The 21604-nt window shown below is 64.3% G+C and carries 9 protein-coding genes; 4 read left to right on the top strand and 5 right to left on the bottom strand.

Annotation, left to right across the window (positions count from 1 at the left end):
- The first annotated feature begins 54 nt into the window (after nucleotides 1–54).
- Genes C1M53_RS16335 through C1M53_RS16320 form a run of 4 tightly spaced genes read left to right on the top strand, consistent with a single transcriptional unit; the run spans nucleotide 55 to nucleotide 4229 of the window.
- Entirely contained in the window at nucleotides 55–1569 is a 1515-nt protein-coding gene (locus tag C1M53_RS16335) for a sugar ABC transporter ATP-binding protein (protein ID WP_129413189.1), read from the top strand.
- Nucleotides 1566–2597 (top strand): ABC transporter permease, encoded by a 1032-nt coding sequence (locus tag C1M53_RS16330; protein WP_165358161.1) that lies wholly within the window; start codon nucleotides 1566–1568, stop codon nucleotides 2595–2597. Before C1M53_RS16335 ends, C1M53_RS16330 begins: the two co-directional genes overlap by 4 nt.
- 17 nt (nucleotides 2598–2614) lie before the next feature.
- Nucleotides 2615–3610 carry a dihydroxyacetone kinase subunit DhaK gene (locus C1M53_RS16325; protein WP_129413188.1) on the top strand — a complete coding sequence of 332 codons (996 nt, stop codon included), beginning with the start codon at nucleotides 2615–2617 and terminating at the stop codon, nucleotides 3608–3610.
- Nucleotides 3611–3641: 31 nt separating this feature from the next.
- Nucleotides 3642–4229 (top strand): dihydroxyacetone kinase subunit L, encoded by a 588-nt coding sequence (locus tag C1M53_RS16320; protein ID WP_129413187.1) that lies wholly within the window; start codon nucleotides 3642–3644, stop codon nucleotides 4227–4229.
- A 267-nt stretch (nucleotides 4230–4496) separates the two neighbouring features.
- Here C1M53_RS16320 and C1M53_RS16315 read toward each other — a convergent pair whose 3' ends face one another.
- The 5 genes from C1M53_RS16315 to C1M53_RS16295 all read right to left on the bottom strand — a co-directional run bounded on the left by C1M53_RS16315 (nucleotide 4497) and on the right by C1M53_RS16295 (nucleotide 21584).
- The gene (locus C1M53_RS16315; RefSeq protein WP_129413186.1) at nucleotides 4497–17273 is read right to left on the bottom strand and encodes a filamentous haemagglutinin family protein; all 12777 of its coding nucleotides are present in this window, start codon (nucleotides 17271–17273) and stop codon (nucleotides 4497–4499) included.
- 338 nt (nucleotides 17274–17611) lie between these two features.
- The gene (locus C1M53_RS16310) at nucleotides 17612–18604 is read right to left on the bottom strand and encodes a FecR domain-containing protein (RefSeq protein ID WP_129413185.1); all 993 of its coding nucleotides are present in this window, start codon (nucleotides 18602–18604) and stop codon (nucleotides 17612–17614) included.
- Between the two features lie 8 nt (nucleotides 18605–18612).
- Nucleotides 18613–19134, bottom strand: coding sequence for a sigma-70 family RNA polymerase sigma factor (locus tag C1M53_RS16305; RefSeq protein WP_129413184.1), 522 nt, complete (start codon nucleotides 19132–19134; stop codon nucleotides 18613–18615).
- Between the two features lie 20 nt (nucleotides 19135–19154).
- On the bottom strand, nucleotides 19155–19766 hold the full coding sequence (locus C1M53_RS16300) for a secretin and TonB N-terminal domain-containing protein (protein ID WP_129413183.1): 612 nt from the start codon (nucleotides 19764–19766) through the stop codon (nucleotides 19155–19157).
- Nucleotides 19767–20096: 330 nt separating this feature from the next.
- Nucleotides 20097–21584: a recombinase family protein gene (locus tag C1M53_RS16295; protein WP_129413182.1), complete on the bottom strand. Its 1488-nt coding sequence runs from the start codon at nucleotides 21582–21584 to the stop codon at nucleotides 20097–20099.
- Between the last annotated feature and the right edge of the window lie 20 nt (nucleotides 21585–21604).

Genomic DNA, 21604 nt, shown 5'->3' with positions numbered 1-21604 from the left:
CAATGACGCCAGCTATCGCCGGGCCTTGCGCCCGGCGGTCGTGGCGGAGGCCCTATGACACCAGAAGCAAAAGACAAACCGGCCATGCTTGAGATGCGGGCCATACGCAAGGCGTATGGTCCGGTACGCGTCCTGGCAGATGTGAGCCTTTCCCTCGCCGAGGGCGAGGTTCGCTGCCTCGCCGGCGAGAACGGCTCCGGCAAATCGACACTGATCAAGATCCTGTCCGGCGTCGTCGGCGCCGATGCAGGCACGGTGACCATCGCAGGCAGACGGCAGGGCAATGACGCCAAGGCGGCGATCTCAGCCGGCCTTTCGGTGATCTATCAGGATTTCTCGCTGTTCCCGAACCTCACGGTCTGGGAAAACATCGGGTTTCTTGCCGCCGTGACGGCTCGTGACATGGTGCATCGACGCAGCGCACGGCGCGCGCTTGCAACCGAAACGCTGAAGCGCATGCGCGTCGACATCGATCCCGATACCCCGGTCGAGCGACTGCCGGTCGCCTCCAAGCAGTTGGTGGCGATCGCCCGTGCGCTTGCCAACAACGCGCGCATCATCGTGATGGACGAACCGACGACGGCGCTCACCCGCAGCGAGGTTGCGCGCCTGCTGGAAATCGTCGGCGCATTGCGGGATGAAGGCGTCGCCTTCCTGTTCGTCAGCCACAAGATCGAGGAAGTCTTCGCGATCTGCGATACCATCACCGTGCTGCGCGACGGCCGCGTCGTGGTCGAAGGGCCAATCCAGGAATTCGATGCCGCAAGCCTCGTCGAAGCGATGACCGGGCGCTCGATCGACAGCCAGCGCCTGCCGCGGGCCCAGGCTGAGCCGGCGTCACCCTTTCTTTCCGCCCGGAAACTCGGACGGCGCGGCGAATATGCCGATGTCGACATCGATCTCAGGCCTGGCGAGATCGTCTCCGTCGTCGGTCTTCTCGGCTCGGGTCGTACCGAGCTGGCGCTTACGCTGTTCGGCACCCTGGCGGCGGATGAAGGACGCATCGAGATCGGAGAGCGGCCGGTTGTTTTCGCCAGCGAAAGCGACGCCATCGATCACGGCATCGCCTATGTTCCGGAAGATCGCCTGACCGAAGGCTTGTTCCTCAACCAGACCATTCGCGACAACATCGTCGTCTCCAGCCTGGAGAAGAACCTGCGCGCAGGATTGATCGATGCGCGTGCTCTTGTTCAGCGTGCGCGTGACGCGGTCAAGGCACTGCGCATCAAGACCCCGGACGTAGTGCCTTCCGTCGCCACCCTGTCCGGTGGCAACCAGCAGCGGGTGGTTCTGGCGCGCTGGATGGAGCGCAACCCGAAACTGATGATCCTCAACGGCCCGACTGTCGGCGTCGATGTCGGTTCGAAACGCGAAATCCACGAATTGCTGGTCGCGCTGAGCCGATCCGGCACGGCCGTCATGGTCGTGACCGACGACATCAGCGAGGCGATCGCGCTGTCCGACACGATCCTGGTCATGGTGCGCGGGAAAATCACCGGTCGCTTCGACGCGAACGATGTCGATGAGGACCGGCTCTACAACGAAGTCATCAAGGAGGGCCGGGCATGAGCAAGCCTCTTTCCCGGATTCTGGCCCGGATTCTGGCAACGCCGCAGGGCGTTGTGCTCATCACGGTGCTGGTTTTCGCGCTGGTGCTCGGCATCATCAATCCTGCCTTCTTTTCGGTCGCGACCCTGATCGATCTGCTGCGCAACTCGCTGGTAACGGGCATCTTCGCGCTCGGCGTGATGATGGTGCTGGCATCGGGCGGCATCGATGTCTCCTGTACGGCCATCGGCGCTTTCGCCATGTATGCCACGATGAAGATCGTGCTCGGTGTGGACGTGGATCTGCCGATCTTCGCTTTCTTCGCCCTCAGCGCGTTGATCGGCGCCATGCTCGGCCTGTTCAACGGATTGCTCATCGGCATTCTCGGCCTGCCGACGCTGATCGTGACCCTGGGCACGCTCAGCCTCTACCGCGGCGTGCTGCTGACCTTCCTCGGCACGACCTACATCACGACCGTGCCGCGCGAAATCATCGCCTTCTCGCGAAAGGTCCTGGTTCGAATGGAGAATGCAGCCGGGCAGATGGTCTCGCTACCCTATTCGTTCCTCGTGCTGGTCGGGGTTGCGGCGGTCGTCGCCATCCTCATCAACCTCACCCTGTTCGGACGCAAGATCTACGCGATCGGCGGTTCGGAGGAGGCGGCTGAACGCATCGGCATCAAGGTCAGGCACGTCAAGGTGATGATCTACGTCCTTGCCGGCGCGATAGCAGGCCTGGCGGGCATGACCCACGTGACGCTGTCGCGCATGGCCAATCCGTTCGATCTCGTCGGCATGGAGCTCAACGTGATTGCCGCCGTGGTACTCGGCGGCGCTCGCATCACCGGCGGCTACGGCACGGTGACTGGTACCCTGCTCGGTGTCTTCGTCATCACCATGATCAACACGACGCTGCTGATGGCAGGCGTCCCGTCATATTGGCAGAAGGTGGTCATTGGCGGCCTGATCATCGTCGGCACCGGCCTGCCGATCGTCATTGAGCGCCTGTCCCGCCATCGCGAGCGCATCTCGCGGTCCCTCAGCGCATGATCCCGAAGGAAACAGCGATGAAGAAAATCCTCAACAACCCCGCCGACTATGTCGACGAAATGCTGGAAGGCCTGGTGGCCGCCCATCCGGAATATTATGCCCAGCCAGCGCGCCGGGTGATCGCCCGCGCGGGCGGGGCGACGACAGGCAAGGTTGGCATCGTCACCGGCGGCGGCTCCGGTCACCTGCCCGTCTTTACCGGTTATGTCGGCAAGGGGCTGCTCGATGCATGCGCGATCGGCAACGTCTTCGCCAGCCCGTCGGCCGAGCAGATGGCGGAAGCCATCCGGTTGGCTGACGGTGGTGCCGGCGTGCTCCGCCTCTACGGCAACTATGGCGGCGACGTCATGAATTTCGACATGGCCGGCGAAATGGTGGAGCTCGAGCACGACATCCGCTCGACCACCGTGGTCCTGGCAGATGATGTTGTCTCTGCTCCAAAGGACGAGGCGGCCAAGCGCCGTGGCGTCGCCGGCATGATCTATGCTTTCAAGCTGGCGGGCGCCCATGCCGAGGCCGGTGCCGACCTCGACGAGGTGACACGTGTCGCGCAGAAGGCCGCCGATGCCTGCCGTTCGATCGGCATGGCGTTGACACCTTGCACCATTCCGCAGGTTGGAAAGCCGACTTTCGAGATCGGCGAGGGTGAGATGGAAATGGGCATGGGTATCCATGGCGAACCCGGCATCTGGCGTGCCGCGATCAGGACGGCCGACGTCATCGCGGATGAGATGATCGACCGCCTGGTCGACGACCAGCCGCTTGCGGCGGGTGATCGCATCTCGATCCTGGTCAACTCGCTCGGCGCGACGCCTGCGGAAGAGCTCTATATCCTCTATCGCCACGCCAGGAAGCGCCTCGATGCACTCGGCGTCGAGATCGTCATGCCATTGGTCGGCCGCTATGCCACTTCGATGGAGATGACCGGCGCCACGATCACCATCATCAAGCTGGATGACGAGCTCGAACGTCTGCTGAGGGCGCCGGCTGACTGCGCCTTCTGGCGTGTCTAACCAGCTCCGAGCCGCTCGGGAGGGATCTGCAATGATAGACAGCAAGGTATTGAGCTCGGCTCTGCAAAGCGTTTCGGCAGCAGCTGTTGCGGCATCGGCCGAACTTTGTGCAGCCGATGGCGCGCTTGGTGACGGCGACCTTGGCATCACTGTTTCAGAGGGGTTTGCCGAAGCTGCGAATGCCGCGTTGCCGGACGACTTTGGCTTGGCGCTACTTGAGATCGCCAAGGCGTTCCAGCGCGTTTCCTCTTCTTCTTACGGCACACTGGTGGCGACCGGTTTCATGGCTGCCGCCAAGGCGACCAAAGGCAGGACGGCGATAGAACCAAACGAATTACCAGCCTTGGTCGCCGCTGCGCGCGACGCCATGATGGCGCGCGGCAAGGGTGCGCTTGGCGACAAGACCGTGCTCGACAGCCTCGATGCGATTGCCAGGGCGACTGACGGCGCAGCTTCCGGCGAAATGATCGCGAAAGCGGTGACGGCGGCACAGGACACGGTCGAGGCTTTCAAAGGCCAGCCAAACAAACTTGGCCGCGCCCGCATGTTCGCCGACAAGAGCATCGGCCTCGCCGATCCCGGCCAACTCGCGCTGCAACGCATCCTGGAAGGTCTTTAGGAAGAAGATAGCAACGGCCACTGGCTGCCGCTCGCCGCGTAGCTCAAACACAAACGGCCCGTCGCGAGACGGGTCGTTTGTGTTTTGATTTGGTTGCGGAAAAGCGCAACCCCGGGAACTCGATGATCGTGGACAGGGCCTGCCCGGATGTCCGAAGCATCAAGGATACTGAGCGAACCGCACATTACGGCATTTGTCCTACGCGAAATTCCCGCAGGACAAATGCCCAGGTTCACCCGTCACAGTCTGGAATGCATTGTTGCACGGCTACTGAACGAGACGCTTCCGCTCCTCATCCGTTAGCCGACTGGCCGCATCGCGATCGAGAGTTCCCGCACCGACGACCTGGACAGGACTATCGGGGCTCTGCCCCTGCTGGCGGGTAGCTGCGCGGGCGTTCTTCTCCTCCTCCTTTTCCGGTTTCTCGCCACCGCTTCCGCCGCCGAAACCGAGCACTTCGACGATGATGATCGACGGCTGCTCGTTGGCTCCGGATTGGGCCGGATTGGCCGCAGCCTTCGACGCCGCACCGGCCACGTTCCCGGCTTCGGTCAGGCCGCCTATGTTCGGTGCCACGACCTGCGGCACGCCGGTCATCGTGCCCTGGCCCTGGATGTTGGCCGCATTGACGATGTGCAAGGCGGCAACGTTCACATTGCCGGAGAACCGGATGCCTGCCTCACCGGCATCAATGGTGCCGAGCGGCGCAACCAGGTCGACGTCGCCGCGTTTCACTTCCGGGATCGGGTTCAGCGTCGCAATACCGGCACCCGCCGACGGAATGTTCGGCGATAGCGTGACAACGCCGTAGTTGTCGTAGACGCGCTTCGGCGGCGTATAGAGAACCGTCGTCTTGGCGCCGCGGCCGGCATTGATGTCGCCCTCGCCAGACCAGGCGAGAATGCCGCCACCGAAGGTTGTTATGATACGCGACAGGCCGATCAGGACCGAGCCCTTCGAGTACATCTGGATGTTGCCCGAGCCCTGCGTGATCACCCCGGCGCTCGCCGGCGGCACTTTGCCCTCGACGCCGATGACGATCTGCCCGCCCGGCGCCATCATCTGGATGTCGCCCCCGAAGTTGGTACGGATGCCAGAGCCGCCATACATGACGATGTCGCCACGGCGGGTGATGGTGTTGCCATCCGCATCCTTGTCCGGGAACAGCGCCGCGATCATCTGGCGACCGCGCAGGTAGGAACCGAAGCGCGGACCAGCGGTGTCGTTATATTCGCGGCCGCCTTCGCGGGTCTCGGCATAGTAGATCTGTCGCAGGAAGATGCGCTGCTGTTCAGGTGCAAGGGTATCGAAATAGGTCAGCGCCTCTTCGCCCGTGCCGGTGAAGCCGAAGCGTTCCACGAGCCATGCAGCCAGTTCCTTGTCATAGACCTTCACGACCTTTCCCGCATTTTTCGGGTCGGCCAGCGGAAGGCCCGGGTCAGCAAGATTGGTCGAACCGAGATAGCGAGCGCGCACCGTTTCCCAATTCGCGCCAGTCATGCCCGCCTGCAACGACAGGCTGGCTCCGGGGCGGGTATCACCGGGAACCACGGCGCCGATACTATAGATGCTGGCCGCATCTTCCTGCCGTATCTGGCCGCCCGCGATCACGTCCAGATTGCCTGGGCCGGCGATGGCGAAATTGGCATAGACGATATCGCGGCCCGCCTGCACCAGCGACATGTCGGTTGCATGGTTGTTCATGGCCGTGACATTGACGCCGAGAATGTCTGTCCCGGCACGAAGCCGCACCGCCTTGGCCATTTCATACCAGTAGCCATCGGGCGCGCGGTCTTTCCCGTCCGGCCCTTTGCCGGTGAAGCCGGTCACCGTGGCGCCGACCCGCAGGCCGGTAATGTCCCCGTTCGCCGCGTAGAAACGCACCGGGTCAGGATCATTGCCATGCAATGCGCGGGTCACCGTGTTCGGACCGAACGCGAACAGGCCGTCTATGCCATTGTTGGCCTGGTTGGTGAGGACCGTCTCTCCATATTTCCAGTTGCTCAAGACGAAGGCCGGCTTGAACGGTGTCGCCAGCACCTCCATCGCCGCGCCCGACATGCTGATGGCATAGCTTGTCGAGCCGGCACGGATCGATCCGCCCGCCAGAAATTCCAGGGCACCCGTGGGCGACGGCGCCAGCAACAGCGTGGCATCATACCGCTGCTCGTAAACCACCGGGGAACCGGCGATGCGAATATCGCCGCCCGGCGCAACCGCCCGCAGGATCGAGGGATAATAATGATAATAACGCGTGCCACCGCCGCTCTGGACCGAGGGGGCGAGCAGATTGCTGCCCAGCACATTGCCTTCACCGAAGGAGGCCGGGGCGAGATCGCCGCCCGCCGACAACAGGTTGATCGCGGTGGCCGGGGTCCAGAGCGAGAAACTGGCCTGCCCCTTGCCGTCCAGCGCCACGCCGCCTTTGGTATGAGCGACTGAGCCCGGCTGCCTCACCAGACCCGGATTGCCCGCGCCGGAAAGCACCAGATCGCCGCGTGTGTCCAGCCATGCGGTCGAATCGCCGAGCATCAGCACCGGCCCCGCGATTGCATGTGCGCCGCCCATCGCAAAGGGATTGCTTGGCCGCACGCCGAGGCCATCGCCGAAGGTCGGGGTCATCCCACCCATTCCTCCGCCGGCCAGCTTCAGCGTGCCGCGCAGGTTTGTAAACACGCCGTTGAGGTCCAGATTGTCCTTCGTCAATCCGCCATTGCCGCTGGAAGGCCCCTGCTGGCTGACATAGGCGTTCGGGTTAAGCAAGCCGCCAATGCGGATGTCGAGATCGCCACCGCCGGTCAGCACCAGATCGCCGCCGACGACGCGGCCGGTCGATCCCACCGCCACAACCAGCCCCTGCGAGCGTTCCGCCCGCTGGGTCGTGCGGCGCATCCCTTCGCCACGGCCGGAGATGATGCCCGCATCGCCCGCGGCCTGTATCTTCACATTGCCGCCGCCCAGCGCGCCGAAGCCGGTGAAACCGGCCATGCGGGCCGACTTGTCCGTATTCGAGGGCTGCACATAGGCCCCGAAATTGATCCACCAGCTGGTATCGACCGCGTCCACGCCCGCGGTGGTGCCGGTGCCCTGGCGCCACAGCCAGTTGCCCACGCCCACGCTGGAGAGAAGCCCCGTGTGACGGTCGTCCGGCACGGCGGAACCGGCAACCTCGCCCATGCTGTCGCCAAGGATGTTACGCCCGGCGGAAACCAACAGATTGCCGCCGTGGTCGGGATACCAGGCCCGCCAGGCAGACAGCACGCCGTCATAGTGGCCGCCGCCCTGGAGATCGCCCAGCACCGCGCCGTTCTCGCCCGAACGCGGCAGGTTGAAGCGGCTGTTGTTTATGCCTGCGATGCTGCTCTGCTCACCGGCGGTATAGACGCCGTAGAGCGACATCATCGCAACGTCGCGCCCGGCCACGAGGCTAAGGTTGCCCGTGCCCGTCCGCAGCACGCTGAAGGCGGGCGAACCGAAGGAATAGACATAGTCGCGCACTTCCTTCGGCGGCTCGAACCCGGCGGCCTGGCACTGGGTGGGATTGGCCTCGCAGAAATCGGGCAGAGTACTGCCGGTGAGTTGCTGGAAGGTACTGCCATATGCATCCACCAGCGCAGCATCCAGCGCCGCTGCGGTCAACCCGGCGAAGCGTTTATCGCCGATCCAGCCGAGCGCGCCATCTGCGGTGAGCACGGGCTTGTCCAGCTTGCCGCTGCAGAAAGTTTCATTGCCGCTGCTTTTGCAGACATCCGCCAGGGATTGTTTGTTGAAGACATATTCCCAGGACATGCCCCAATTTTCCTGCATCCAGGCGTCGACTTCCGCCTGTGTCTTGCCGGCAAGCGTCTCCTCCCCGAAAAATGCCAACGATCCCTCGGCATTGAAGGACCATGTCTTGCCGTCGCTCGGCTCCTTCATGACACAGGCACCGGGCTCCAGCGCGCAATAAGCAGCGAGGGACATACCCCAGTAATCCTCGAAGCTTGCACCCAACTTGGACTTCATCAAAGCGTTCAGGTCTTCCGCGTTGAGATTGGCGAAGCTGGCATCGCCCAGCGCCTTCACTGCGCCGGCGGGCGTCAACGAGATGCCACCGCCTGGCCCTGAGCCACCTTCAAAACGGATGTTGACCTTGCCGATCGAGCCGTAGTGGGTATCCGCCAGCACGATGTCTCCAGTGCCCAGCGCGTTCTGCGCCCGCATGTCGGAAGAGCCGAGATCGGCCCCCGCCACCGCTGTCAGATCCCAGCTCGTCGTGCCTTCGGGCAGCATCGGCGCCATCGCCCAGTTGCGGCCCTGGCGCCCGTCGGCATCGACCGGGCGCAGATTGACAGGTTTGTCGCCGACAAGCTCCACCTTGGTCATCGACGGGATCAGCGATCCGCGCGCAAGCGTGATCTGACCATTGGTTGTAAGCGCCGTTGGGAGTTTCGTGCCCTTGGGCAGGGTGAACGAACCGACCGCAACATCACTGCGAAGCTGGAAGCCCGCACCCAGTTTCGAACCGCTATCCAGCGTCAGCGTTTCAGCCAGCACTGTGCCCGCCTTGTAGAGCCTGCCGTCCGCCGTTTTGACGTCGGCGGAAAGCACGAGCCCTGCCGGCAGGGTCAGCTTGCCGGTCAGCGACACCTCCACCGGGACGGTGCTGCCCTCGGGTAGGGTCACCGCGCGCACCGTGATGTCGTAGTTCAGCACCGCACCGGCCGGGAAGACAGTGCCGACATCGAGCACCACGCCGTCGATCGGCACCACGATGTCACCGCCGAAAGGCGTATGGCCGTTGAAATAATAGCTTTCGCGTCCCTCGGTCAGCAGCCAGCCCTTGTCATCGGGCGTAGTGGCGGGTGGAGCGAAGCCATCGTTGATGCTGCCATGAACATTCAGATTGCCAGCCGCGCGCATTGCCAGCATGCCCGGTTCACCAAAGCCGCGCCGTGCCGGATCGAGCCGGCTTGCGTTCGGACCATAACGATAGCCGGAAAGGTCGATATCGCCCGCCACTGTCAGGTTGCCGCCTGGGTTGGTGGTCGCATTGCTGGTGATCTCGACGCCGGGGCGCAGGCGGTGGCCGGACAACCCCGACAGCCGCGCGGTCAATGACGGATTGACAAGTGCTGCATCCATGAAGGCCCGGCTATCGTCATCAATTCCGTCAAGATAGGCCTGGGTGATGAGCTGCGGGCGGGTGCCGGACACGTCCGGCAGTGCAGCCAGCGGCGCATCGTCGTAACTGCGCATTCCATAGACGGCAACGGTCCTGGCGCCCCGCACGTCCACCGTGCCACGCGCATCTACCGCGACGTCATTGGTGCCGACGCGCGGGGCTATGAGGTCCAGCGTGCCACGCGCGACATTGTCCGCGAAGATCGACCCCGTGCCCGCGCGCAGGTCCACCACCGCGCCGTCGCGCAGCGCCAGCGTGCCTTTGCGGGTGGTCAGTTCCACCACGGCGCGATTGGCCGCATCGATGGGCTTGCCATAGCTGTCCAGCCGGATGCCGCTGGCATGGGCGTCCAGCGTGCCGTTGATGGTGAGGTTGCCCTTCGCCGCCAGCCGGATGGCGCCAACCTGATAACCGCTCGCGTCGATCCTGCCATTGACGGTCAGGTCGCCGCCATCGAGCACGATCTGCACTTCGCGCGCCTTCACCTCGTCGCCCACGACAAGGTCGCCCTGTTTGACCTGGAAGCGCCGCGCACCAAACAGCTCGCCTTTGTTCAGCCGTTCGTTGAGGCCGGCAAAGTCCGTAAGCGTCTGCGCCCGCACGGTGAGCTGGCCGGCATCATAAGGCACCAGCGTCCCGCCAGCATCATAAACGCCGCTGGCCTTGCCCCGGATCGTGCCGAGAAGGTCCACCCGGCCCGCGCCTTCGCCCAAGGCGGTCGCACTGATGCTGCCGCCACGGTTGTAGGCCGCCGAAATGTCGATCACCGATCCCGCTGCGGCGCTGACATTTCCGTCGCGGCTGGACATCAGCAGATCGCCGGCCCAGCTGTAACGCTTCGCGTCGAAAATGGTGATCTCGCGCCCGCTAAGGTCGATCTTCGCGCCGTTGCCCAGCATCACGTCGCCCGCCGCCTCCAGCACCAGCTTGCCGCTGGGCAGAACGACGGCCGTATCAAGACGGATGGACTGGCCCACGAAGCGCAGTTCCGCGCCGAGCTGGTTGATGGCGGGCACCTCGCCGCCGCTGCTGCCCGTGATGGCGATGGCGCCACCCGCGTGAACGGCCAGCTTGCCGCCGAAACCGCCGGTCAGCAACGGAGCCGTGATATTGAGATCGCCACCCGCATAGCTCCAGCCCTTGTCGGCCGCGTAGCCGGTCTGTTTGCGATAGACATGCAGCGTGCCGTTGTTGGCATCGGCGGAGATCAGCTTGCCCGCTTTGAGGTTCACGGTATCGAAGCCCAGCGCGATGCGATCGGTCGGCACCAGCCGGACCTGCTGCGAATTGGGCGTATAGCCAAAGCGGATCGTTTCCGCGACGATGTCGAGCGTACCACCGCCCAGCCGGTCGAGGATGGCCGCGCCCGGCGCAACGGCGATTGCGTCGCCAGGCCGATATGTGGTTTCCGTATTGACGGGGACAGTGCCCGCCCAGATGAACTCCCCGGTGCGGATCGTCGTCACGTCGCTCGCAGAGCCATAGCCGTAGATGGCGGGCGCGCCGAAAACCAGCCGCTTCAGTCGCGACTTGCCGTTCATGTCCAGCGTATCGAGCGTGACCGATCCGTAGATGTTGAAGGCATCGCGGGCGTTCAGCACCAGCGATTGCAGCGCGGGCGTGCCCTGCGCCGTATTGCCGGCCAGCAGGTTGGTCAGCAGGCCCTGGTTCAGCGCCATGCCCGGCGCAAGCTGCCCGCTCGCGCGCGCTTTCGCCAGCGCTTCGGCCGAGCCGAGGTTCACGGCGGAGACGGCCAGCACCAGATCACGCGCACCATAGCTGACGGAATCGCGCAGGGTGAACGCGCCATTGGTCGCCACGCCGATCGTGCCTTCGGTCAGGATTCGCGTGTCACCGACGCAGACATTGCCCGCGGCACAGCCGCCAATGTCGATCGTCGGCTTCTTCTCGCCAATCGCGGCCAGCAGGTTGACCCAGCCGTTCGAGACGACGAACGCGCTTGTCGACGTGCGGAAGAAATAGCCTTCATCAGAAGAGAAGCCCGGCCTGCCGAGGCCGATGGTGCTGATGGTCGCGCCTTGCTCCATCAGAACGCCCAGGCCTCCGCCGTCCGCAGTCAGCACCACTTCCGGCGCGCGCAGGATCGCGCCGCTGCGCAGGATCACGCCTCCCACATCGCCAGCGATCGCAACTTCAGTCTGTCCATTGCCGCCCAGCGTGCCGCCGAGCACCATGCGGTTGGCACCGAAGGCGTTGAGCTGGCTCGCCTCGATCGCCATGCCGGCCAGATTTTTCAGCGGCGCCTGGCCATCCGCCAGGATCTGGAGCGTGGACCCGCCGAAGCCCTTGCCAGATACCGTCAGTATGCCGCCGAAGCCCTTGCTGTCCTTGGCTGGATTGAACAGCGCGGCGCCGTCGAACAGCAACGCCTTTTTGCCGTCCAGCCCCGCGCCGTCACTGAATTTCAACCGCAACGCTCGGGCATCGATCGTCAGCATGCCTCGCGGGAGGTTGCGTCGCGCGGCATCGGCCAGAATGAAGTCGTTGTAGCTGGTCTCGTTATAGCCGCTGTGCCGGCGCACCGCGTCCGCGGGCGTGATGATCAACTGGCTGGCCTGCGCCGAGCGATGGCTGGTGTTGACCGTCCCCAGATAGCCCGGCGCCACAAAGGAGCCGCTGCCAACCGGTGTCACCCCTGCCAGTCCGGCCGCGGCGACCTCGCCGATCTCGACGCGGAATGCACCCGGCAGCAGCGCATAGTTGGAAGGCATCAGCGTGTAGGTGCCAGCGGGCAACCCTGGAACGCCATTGGGGATCGTCACCTGCTGCCCGGCCGCTGGTGCGCCCGCGCCCATTTCAGACCCGACCGGAGCATAGCCGCCGGCATAGCCCGGCACGAGCGCATAAACCCGATTTCTCGACCGGCTGAAACCGAAGGCCGGGTTGGAGTCAACCAGGGCGGCGGCGAGAATGTTGACCGATCCGCCACGCCCGCTGACGAAGCCCGCGCCCCGGAGGTCGCCGCCGCCGGACATGTCGAGAACCGCGCCCGCTTCGACCACGACCTGCTTGCCGGCGATCGTGAGGTTGCGCTCGCTCGAAACATTCGTCCCGCCAATCCCCGGAACGGCAAGATCAGCGCCGGCATATTCATATTTGATGCCATCGATGGTGCCGCCATAAGGCATCACCAGCCCTGCACCGCTGACCGACGTCACGCTGCCGCCGAGAAAGCGCACCACCGGATTGCTGTAGACGTCGCCGACTATGATCGTGCCGAGCGGCGCGCGCAGCACGCCGCCTTGCTCGATCAAGCCGGCGGCGATGGTCAGCTTTCCCGCCACAGAGAAAGGCATATCCGGGGCCGGCCCACCCCAGGACCGGATGATGAGACGGTCGTCCGGTCGCGATGAGACCTGAACGCCACCGCCATTGGTATCGCCCACGCCGAGATAGCCATCCGCGCCGGTTCCCGCATAGATCTGCGCGGCCGTCACCGTCATCAGGCGGGGTGCAAACAATGTGGTCCGTCCGGACCCTACCGTCGTAGGGGTCGAAAGCAGGCGGATGTCGCCACGGCTGCTCAGCGCGACGTCGCCGAAGCCCACGAATTCGTTGCGACCATGAACATCGATATGGCTCGCGCTGATCCGCAATGTATCATTGCGCGTGGGCGAGGTCGGGACAGGCTGCGCTCCTATCAATTCGGTGTTGCCGTTGGGTCCATAGACGGCCTGGCCCAGCTTGACATAGGGCGCCGACAGGCTGACGGTGCGCCCGCCGGCCGCGTCGGCCGCGACCCCCAGCGGCGACCAGAGACGCAGGCTCTGCCTCATGTTCAGCGTCAGGTCGTCCGGTGTGCGCATCGTGGCGAAAATCGAGAGATTGTCGAACCCGCCCGCTTCGATTTGGTCCACGCCCAGATAGGCGGTGCCGTAAGCCAGCTTGTCGCTCGGTTTCGCGCCTTTGCCCAGCCGGTCCCCGCTTGTGTTGCGGGTCAGCACCAGCGAGCGGGGCGTCAGCACCTCTGCGGTCGGCTGCCCTTTCTGGTAGAGGCCGAATTGGAAGGTCAGCGCCAACGTGCCACCCGCGGCCCCTTCGCCGCCCGCCGCAGCGCGCAGCGTGCCGTCGATGAACAAGGAGTTGGCAGAGCCCATCACGATGGTGCCGCCGTTGCTTGCCACCTTCACCGGCTGCCAGGCGCCGTTCGCCCCCGGCAGGTCGAGCACCACGCTGCTGCCCGAGGCGTCGAGCATCGCACCGGGGCGGATCACGACATGCAGGCCGGGCGGACGACGGATCACCGGCTCACCGCTTTCCCAGTCGAGCACGCTGCCCAACTGGATCGTGCCGCCCGCCTGCGCCAGCCCATAGCGATAGCCGCGCCCATCGACAGCGCTCGCGCCGCGCCCCGCCACGTCGAGAACGGCCTGTTCGCCGATCCAGATCGAGCGGTTATGCGCCGTGGGATCGTATGGCGCTATGTCGGAACGGACCACGTCGAAGGTGATACGGCCACCCCAGGCGTTCAATCGCCCTTCGACCGTCATCTGGCCGGGCGCAGCGATCCTGATTTCCGCACCCGGATCGACCGAGACAGTCGCGCCCTTGCCGATCTCGACACCGCCGCCCTGATACGATCGCTGCGAACGCAGCGTCAGATCGGCCCTGCCGCGCTGGACCAGGCGGCTGGCGCGTGGGTCTTCCCGGTAGACTGGAGGTGTCCACAATTCCAGGACACCGGCCGGATCGCTGCTGCCCGACGCCGTTCTGCTCTTCTCGGCGAGCCGATAGACCGGCATTGTAACGTCGATGGTTGCCCCCTCCGCGACGATCAGCCCGTCCTGGCCATTGATGTCATAGGCGGAGAAGCCACTTTGAAAACGGCCGGCAGACAGATTGAGCGCGCCTTCGACCGGCGTTTTGGCACCGATCAGCACCTTGCCGCCGGAGGTCACCGCCAGCTTGCCGCCGCCGTTTACACCGAATGCTGCGAGTTCGCCGTCGAGGCGCAACCGGCCCGTGGTGTTGCTCCCCTGCTCCGAGCCCGCGATGAGCGAAACGTCGCCGCCCTTTCCGCCCTGGGTCTTGGCATTGGCGAGCAAGGCAGCACCCGAGGAGACGTCGATCCGGCTTCCCCCGGCGAGGACGACGTCATGACTGGATTCGAACTGCACCTTACCGCCGTCGACATAAGCGAGCTTCGAAAGATCCTTGGGGTCGAGGAGAAGGTTCGACCAGTGGCCGGTGAGATCGAGCCTGGCGCCGGCATGCAGCGTGACCCGCGCAGTGTTGGCGGAAGTCAAGATAACAGGGACGGCGCCGACCGCGGGCGAGCGAAACACGTTCGTTGCGCTGACGCTTCCGCTTTTGGCGGTGACGTTGGCCTTGAAGTCGACGACAGGCGCGACGAGGTTGAGGGAGCCGCCATCGGCGAGCGTGAGGTCACGCTCGATGCTGATCTTGCCGCGCGTGGCAAGGTCGAGCCCGCCCAGCTTCTGCGCGTTGAGATGTCCGGCATCGAACCACAAGGTGCCGTTGCGCGTGGATGGCAGCGCGGCGCTGGTGTCGAGCCCCTTCGTGATGCCGGTGATGTCGCCGATGACGATCGCGGAGTTGTGCGCGTCGAGCCGACCCTGCGCCCCGTAGCTGCCGACAAGCAGCTGGCCCGCCTTGGCCACCTGCGTCTGCCCGAGCTTGTAGCCGTCGGTGGTGCCGTCCGGGCGCGCCTGCCGCTGGCGCGTGCCGGTGACGACATCGGCCAGGATGTTGCCCTCGAACACCGCCGTCGGCGCCGACAGCACCAGCTGGCCGGCGTCGCGGCCAACCGTGTAGCCGGCCTCCCAGCTCACATGCTCGCGGCCCCGCCCGAACGGTCCCGTCCACACTTCGGTGAAGCCCCAGCGTGCGTGCTCGCGCACATGGCCCTGCCCGAGCCCGTAGAACATCATGTCGGCGCGCGCATTGTCGATGTTGTAGAGACGCCCGTCGCGGCCCAGGAAGTTCGTCGTGCGGATCGCCCCGCTTTCATATTTGAGCGAGCCACCGGAGATGTCGAAGATGGAACCTTGCTGCGCGACGACTTCCGGCGCCGACAGCGTGATCGTGCCGCCGACCGTCGACCATTCGCCGATCGAATGGGCGGTGTTGGCGAGATAGCCGCCGACCTCGAGCAAGCCGCCGGATGTGTAATAGCGGTTGGCGTCATAGCCGCCGGTGCCCGCCGGCACATAGATCAGGTCGCGGATGTCGACCCACACATCCTTGTTCTTCAGATCGTTCTTGTCGCGGTTGGCCGGGCTGTCACGCAGCTCGTTGCCCTGGATGTTGACCTTCAGATTGTTGGTCGCCATCGCCAGCACGACATCACGCACGCCCGACACGTCGATCGTGGCACCGCCCTCGGTGACGATGCGTCCGCCCGCCGATACCGCCGTCTGGCCGCCCTGGGCAATGGTCAGCGAACCGGCGGCCCCGCCTTGGAAGACCACATTGCCGCCGCTGACGATCTCGATGCGCGACTGGTCGAGCCGGTCGGCAAGCAGCGACAGGTTGTCGAAAGAGCCGCTGGCCGACTGGCTGCGCTGGGCGTTGGCGCCGGCGGACGCCTTGATCAGCGCATCGCGCTGCGAGTTGAGCGCCGTCTCCTTGCTCTCCAGCTCCGGGATGATGGTGGTGACGCTGCCGGCGCCGAGCGTCACGCTGCCGGCCTTGTCGGTCGCGGAGTTCAGGAGATGAATGGTGCCGCGGGTGTTGACCGAGGTCGAGGCAACCAGGATGCCGTTCTGCTCGACGGTGCGGCCGGCCAGCGTGATGTCACCCTGCGGGCTGAAGATGATGCCGGCATTGCGCACCAGCCCGGCGCTGCTGCCCGCCTTGAAGAGCGGTGCGATCTCGTTGCCACGCGTCGTCGAGGCGAGGTTCGCGTCGGTGCCGTAGCCGCGGCGCAGCACGAAGTCATCGCCGGCGGCAAGCTGGGTCTGGCCGTTGGGCGTGGTGATGGCGCCGGCATTGTCGACCGCGCCGCCCATCAAGAGCACGAAGCCGCCGCCCGCCGTCACCGAGGCCGGCGCACGGGTGGTGATCCGCGCGCCAGCCTCGACCTTGACCACGCCGCCGCCGGGGGTCTTGCCCAGCAGCGCTGCCGCATCGGTGAAGCTCGGTACCCAGTTCCTGCCGCTGCCTGACGAATAGATGCCGCTGTCGAGGAACTTCTGCGTATCGATCTTTGCCGTCGAGGCGATCAGCGCCCCGACATTGACCTGGCTGGTGCCGCCGAAGACGATGCCGTTCTGGTTGATGACCAGGACCTGGCCATTGGCATTGATGGAGCCGAGGATCTGGCTGGGCTTCGCATCGGTGCCCAGCACGCGGTTGAGCGCCACCCAGTTTCCAGCCTGCTGCTGGAACGTAAGGTCGGTCTGGCCGCCAACGTTGAAGGTATCCCAGGTGAGGATCGCCTTCTGCTCGTTCTGCTTGACGGCGACCTTGATGCGGTCGCCATCGGTGAATTCGGTCGGCAGGTCGGCGCCCTTCCACAGTTCCCGGTTCACGCTACCGTTGGAACCGACGACGCCGGTGCCGATCTGCAGGCCGCCGGGACGCAGGCCGTTGGGCACGACCTGCGGCATCGCCTGCAGCGCGGCGCGAGCGGCGTCACGGGCGGCGCCCTGGCTCGCCTGCATGGTCTGGATGGACAGCGTCGCCCGTTTCAGCGCGTTGGAGTTCTCGCGCGCCGCGCGCGCCGCTTCCTGCGACCCCGACTGCGCAGCAGCAAGCGCTGCCGCCGACGGCGCTGGCGCAGTACCGCCGCCAAGCTCGAGGGCATGGCTGCCTGGCGTCGCAGCAAAGAGCGCTGCAGCACTCACGGTTGCAAGCAAGACCGAGAGAGAGCGCGTTTTCGTGTTGCTCGACGCCATGGTTCACCTTGAACTGTCAACTGAAATCAATCGGAGACTTTCTGCGAACGCACAAATGTGAGCCGGCAAAAGGAATGCACTGCCGCAGCTGCCTGAGGGACGGTTGCCGAAGCCTCCATCCAGACAATTCACGAATGCGTCCACGCTTCGTCCGTTCGTGCCCCCTAGACCGGTTGAAGGCATGATGGACTGAACCATGTCACAAAAATTTCATGGAATGACCGCCCGTCTCCTGGAACAAAGCACCCCGGAGCACTCCCGTTTTCACGGCAACGCCCCAGCTTTTGTCTTTCGCAATTCCGAACGAAAAACCGCGACGCTGCTTTCCCGGAGTCGCCCTAGGAAAGAACCACGATCCCACCAGGCAGCGATGTCACCTGCGCGCCGTAGGCTTCACGAACCAGGCCGATCAGATCATCGATACGATCGAGACGGACGCGGGCTTCGACAAGGCGCCGGCCGAGTTCTTCGTTCACCAGGACAATGCGCCCCGATCTGTATCGGTTGACCTCTTCCACCACCTGAGACAGCGGCGTCTGCCGGAATACGAGCTGGCCTTCCCGCCATGCCATCACCACGGCGGGATCGACGGAGGTTGCGACATCCAGCGTGCCATTCGCATAGGAGATCTGCTCTCCCTCGCGCAGGCTGAGTGATCGCCCAGAATAGTCGACGCCGACCGAGCCGCGATGACACGTCACGATTGCCCGCGATCCGTTGCATCGAAGATTGAACTGGGCTTCGGTTGCATGGATCTGCCCGCCGGCGGCCTCGATCGTCAAACGCACGGGCAGCTGCTGCGTCGTTGCGATCGCGGCCTCTCCGGAGACGAGTTCGAGCCGCTCTTCGTTGCCTTCCCGGCGAACGTTGAGGCTGCTGCCCGTGTTCAGGTCGACGACGACGCCATTCGCAACCGATATGCGCCGCTGCTCTCCGGTCCTGGTGCGGTAGTCGGCGGCGAGTTCCTCGACCGATGGCCACAGATCCAGGGGAGGACGCATCGCAAGATAACCGGCCATGGCGACCGATGCCGCCATGCTGCCCCCCAGGAAAGCGCGCCTTCCCATTGTGGCCGCGTGGCTGCGACGGCCATGTCCCAACACGTTCGGGTCCGGCAGGCGACGCGCCGCCGTGCCGAGGTTCTCCCACAGCAGACTGGCTTCGGCGAAGGCTTGGGCGTGTGTCTTGCTGCGTGCACACCAGCGCTTGAGCGCTTCGGCGTCGGCAACGGTCACGTTACCCGACGTCAGACGGAGCAGCCATTCCTGTGCTTCGCGTTGCAGCATCTCGTCTTGGGCATCCATCGCTATGGCCGCATCACCTTCGCCCATCCCAACCCTTAAGACTGTTTCTGTGCGCCGGGACCGAACCTGCGGATCACTTTTCTGCCCAGACGTTCGGAACAGTGGCTCAGCGCGTGGAGCAGTTCCTTTTCCACCATTCGCGCTGAAATCCCAAATCGCTTCGCAATGTCCTCATGCTTCATTTCGTTCACCCGGGCGAGCAGAAAGATCGCCTTGCGGCGCGGCGTCAATTCATTCAACGCATCTTCCAGCATTGCGATTTCCGATCGGGCCTCGGCGATACGCTGGGGATCGAGTGCATGGTCCAGCATATGCCGCAGGGTCTCGATTTCGGCCGCGCTCAGCTTCCGGCTTTCGGTCTGCCTGCGATCCGCCGCGACATTGAGCGCCATGCGGAAGAGATAGGATTCCGGACGTCGCACCAGCCCGACGTCACCCATCCGCCCGATGCGAAGCCAGGTTTCATGCAGGGCTTCCGTTGCCAGTGCATCCGAACCAAGCCGGCGGCGGAGACGCTCCCTGAGTTTTCGGTAGCCGGCTTCAAGAGTGGCGCGCATGCTGGCGCTTGGCGTTTCCGTCACGGACGCAGCCCAGACAGTTTGGTGCAGTCCGGTGCTGAAGCCTTCGGTCGCAAGATGATGGTGAGCGGCTGTGGCAAGTCTCGTGGCGGCGGTGCGATGCTGGCGCTCCCCAAGGCTGCCGCGATCGTCGTATCCCGCGTTTCATCGCCGGTCGAACTCAGAAAATGCAATGCCTGAACCGAGCCGCCTTCTCCGACCCATATCTGAAAAGCCGCTCGATACGACCCGAGACCGCCGTTGCGGCAGAGCGTGCGCTCGAGAACGCTCTGCACCTGGGAAAAATAGTCACCGTGATCGGGATGGCGTGCGTTTCGCGCCGCCGCGCCATCACGGCTCTGCTCCGACATCGTGGGGGTCAAGGTAAAGGCATTCGTTCCAGCGTAGCGGATGGAAAGAGCCGTTCCGGCAAGGAGTATCCGCAATGCATCTTGCGGCGAGAGTCGTCCTTTGACAGGGGACGACTTCAACCCCTGTGCCAGTTGACCATCGATCAACGCCGTCATCCCTGTGGTTTCCGCGAACTGAAAGAGCGCACTCGCCAGAGGCTGTGCTGGAATGTTGAAGCTGATGCGCTCACTCTGCGCGAAGGCTGAGCTGAAGGTTGTCATCAGGCCCAAGCCAATCAAAACGCAAGCATGGCCCAGCCCGACGCTCCGGATCTGCGTGGCGACAAGCGCACCCAGCCTCAATACCTCACCCTCGCATTCACGCACTGTCGCGGCCCCGATGCCGTCCTTTAGGCAGGGTGTGTTACAGTCTCATGTCACGTAAAGGGTCTCTCTCGGCCCACAGCCACGGTGTGGCGAGGAACGAGCGGCAGTTTTGACCAGGCCGGCCGAGGCTGGCATGTCGGGACGAATACGGAATGCAGCGTTGCGTTTTCGATAGTCCTGACCGCGGCTGTAACTCCAATCAAGCCACGATGGCTATGCCGTTCTTCACCTGCTCCTCCCATACCGGAGCGCGCCGTTGACGCTGCTCGTTTCCCAGGCGTTCGAAGCGATCAGGTTCTGCTGGTCGGGTGCGATCTCGTGGAAATATTTCAAGTTTCTGCGGATGCGTTGAACAACGCCCTGGGCTGCGGCCGTCCCAAGCAGTGTCCGGCTGAAGATCCATGGGCCGTCCGACAAGGGATGCCTGCCCTCGATTTCGCCGGCTTCGGCGGCGAACTGCAGCGTGTCCGATGTGATGCCGACCAGCTGCGCGGCCCCGTCCAGGTTGAGCCATGGCTCGAGCCCGTCCGCAGCCGGACGGAAGACCGGCACTCCATGATGCAATCTGAGTGCCGCGACGCGTTCGCGCGTCCAGCGGTTGCCCTGCCCCGTCAACAGGCCGTTGCGATTGAGAATTCCTGCGATCACGCGATCGCTGGCGACAAGCACGAACTGGCGAACCGCTTCGATGATCTCGGCTGAAGCCCTGTTGTGTACATCTCGACGCCACCCTGGCAGACGTGGTTCCGTGACATCATCTGCATGCCGCAGTCCGTGGCGACCACCAGCACCGGGATTGCCCCCCACCATCCTGCGGATCGCCACCGCGCGCTCCCAGCTGAGATAACCCTCATGAGCGTCGGGAACCAGCGCAAGCCCTTCGGCTGGCTTCTTCCGGAGTGCGGGCTGACGAGCAGCAAAAGGATCAAATCCGAGCGTAACACGAGCATCCCTGCAGACGTAAGCGCCGCCATAGATCGGGTTCTCAACCATCCGGCAGATGGTCGCGTATCTCGGTCTGCTCCAGGTGACGTTGCCGTTGCTGCGTTTGGTGGGCAGATCCAGCCCATGCTCGAGGAACCATAACAGGGCATGCTCCGTATTCCCGTGTTCGGCCATCTTGTCGAACACAAGGGCGATTGCCTCTTGAACGCGGCGATCCGGATCCTTTTCCAGTCTACCCTCAACCTTTACGAAGCCAACCGGGGCAGCAATGGCCAGTTCGCCGCGCTCGGTCTTTTCGTAGAGCGCGGAGAGCGAGCGCTGGCGGAGCAGATTGAGCTCATCTTCGTTGGCATCGCCTCGCAATCCCAACAGCAGCAGGTCATCCTTCCGGCGCGGTGCATAAACCATCTCCTCGTCGACCAGAACGGTATCGACAACCCGGCACATGTCGACCAGCCGTCGCCAATCAGGGTTCTTGCGTGCAAATTCCGAGAGCTGACGCGTTGCGACCGCCCCGACCTTGCCGAGACGGACCTCCTCGAACAGGCGATCGAAGCCGGCCCGCGAGACATCGCCGGCGGCGAAACCGGCATGATCGTCCCCTACCGATTCGATCTGAGGCCAGCCGAGTGCCGCCAGACGATCGCGCATCGAAAACTCCTGCGGATCCCTCTCGGGATTGCGCACGACCGACTTGTCCGAAGGTTGGTTGACATACAAAATCGCCTTGCGCTCCAGATGGTGCAGGGCGATCTTTTCAAGCATCATGACACGTGTCCTCCCGTTGC

Source organism: Mesorhizobium sp. Pch-S, from assembly GCF_004136315.1.
Lineage (GTDB): Bacteria > Pseudomonadota > Alphaproteobacteria > Rhizobiales > Rhizobiaceae > Mesorhizobium.
This window is presented reverse-complemented; position numbering and strand designations above follow the sequence as displayed.

Coding starts and splice junctions, on each gene's coding strand:
- C1M53_RS16335 (WP_129413189.1), top strand. CDS start 55: ATGACACCAGAAGCAAAAGACAAACCGGCCATGCTTGAGATGCGGGCC.
- C1M53_RS16330 (WP_165358161.1), top strand. CDS start 1,566: ATGAGCAAGCCTCTTTCCCGGATTCTGGCCCGGATTCTGGCAACGCCG.
- C1M53_RS16325 (WP_129413188.1), top strand. CDS start 2,615: ATGAAGAAAATCCTCAACAACCCCGCCGACTATGTCGACGAAATGCTG.
- C1M53_RS16320 (WP_129413187.1), top strand. CDS start 3,642: ATGATAGACAGCAAGGTATTGAGCTCGGCTCTGCAAAGCGTTTCGGCA.
- C1M53_RS16315 (WP_129413186.1), bottom strand. CDS start 17,273: ATGGCGTCGAGCAACACGAAAACGCGCTCTCTCTCGGTCTTGCTTGCA.
- C1M53_RS16310 (WP_129413185.1), bottom strand. CDS start 18,604: ATGGGCGAAGGTGATGCGGCCATAGCGATGGATGCCCAAGACGAGATG.
- C1M53_RS16305 (WP_129413184.1), bottom strand. CDS start 19,134: ATGCGCGCCACTCTTGAAGCCGGCTACCGAAAACTCAGGGAGCGTCTC.
- C1M53_RS16300 (WP_129413183.1), bottom strand. CDS start 19,766: ATGACAACCTTCAGCTCAGCCTTCGCGCAGAGTGAGCGCATCAGCTTC.
- C1M53_RS16295 (WP_129413182.1), bottom strand. CDS start 21,584: ATGATGCTTGAAAAGATCGCCCTGCACCATCTGGAGCGCAAGGCGATT.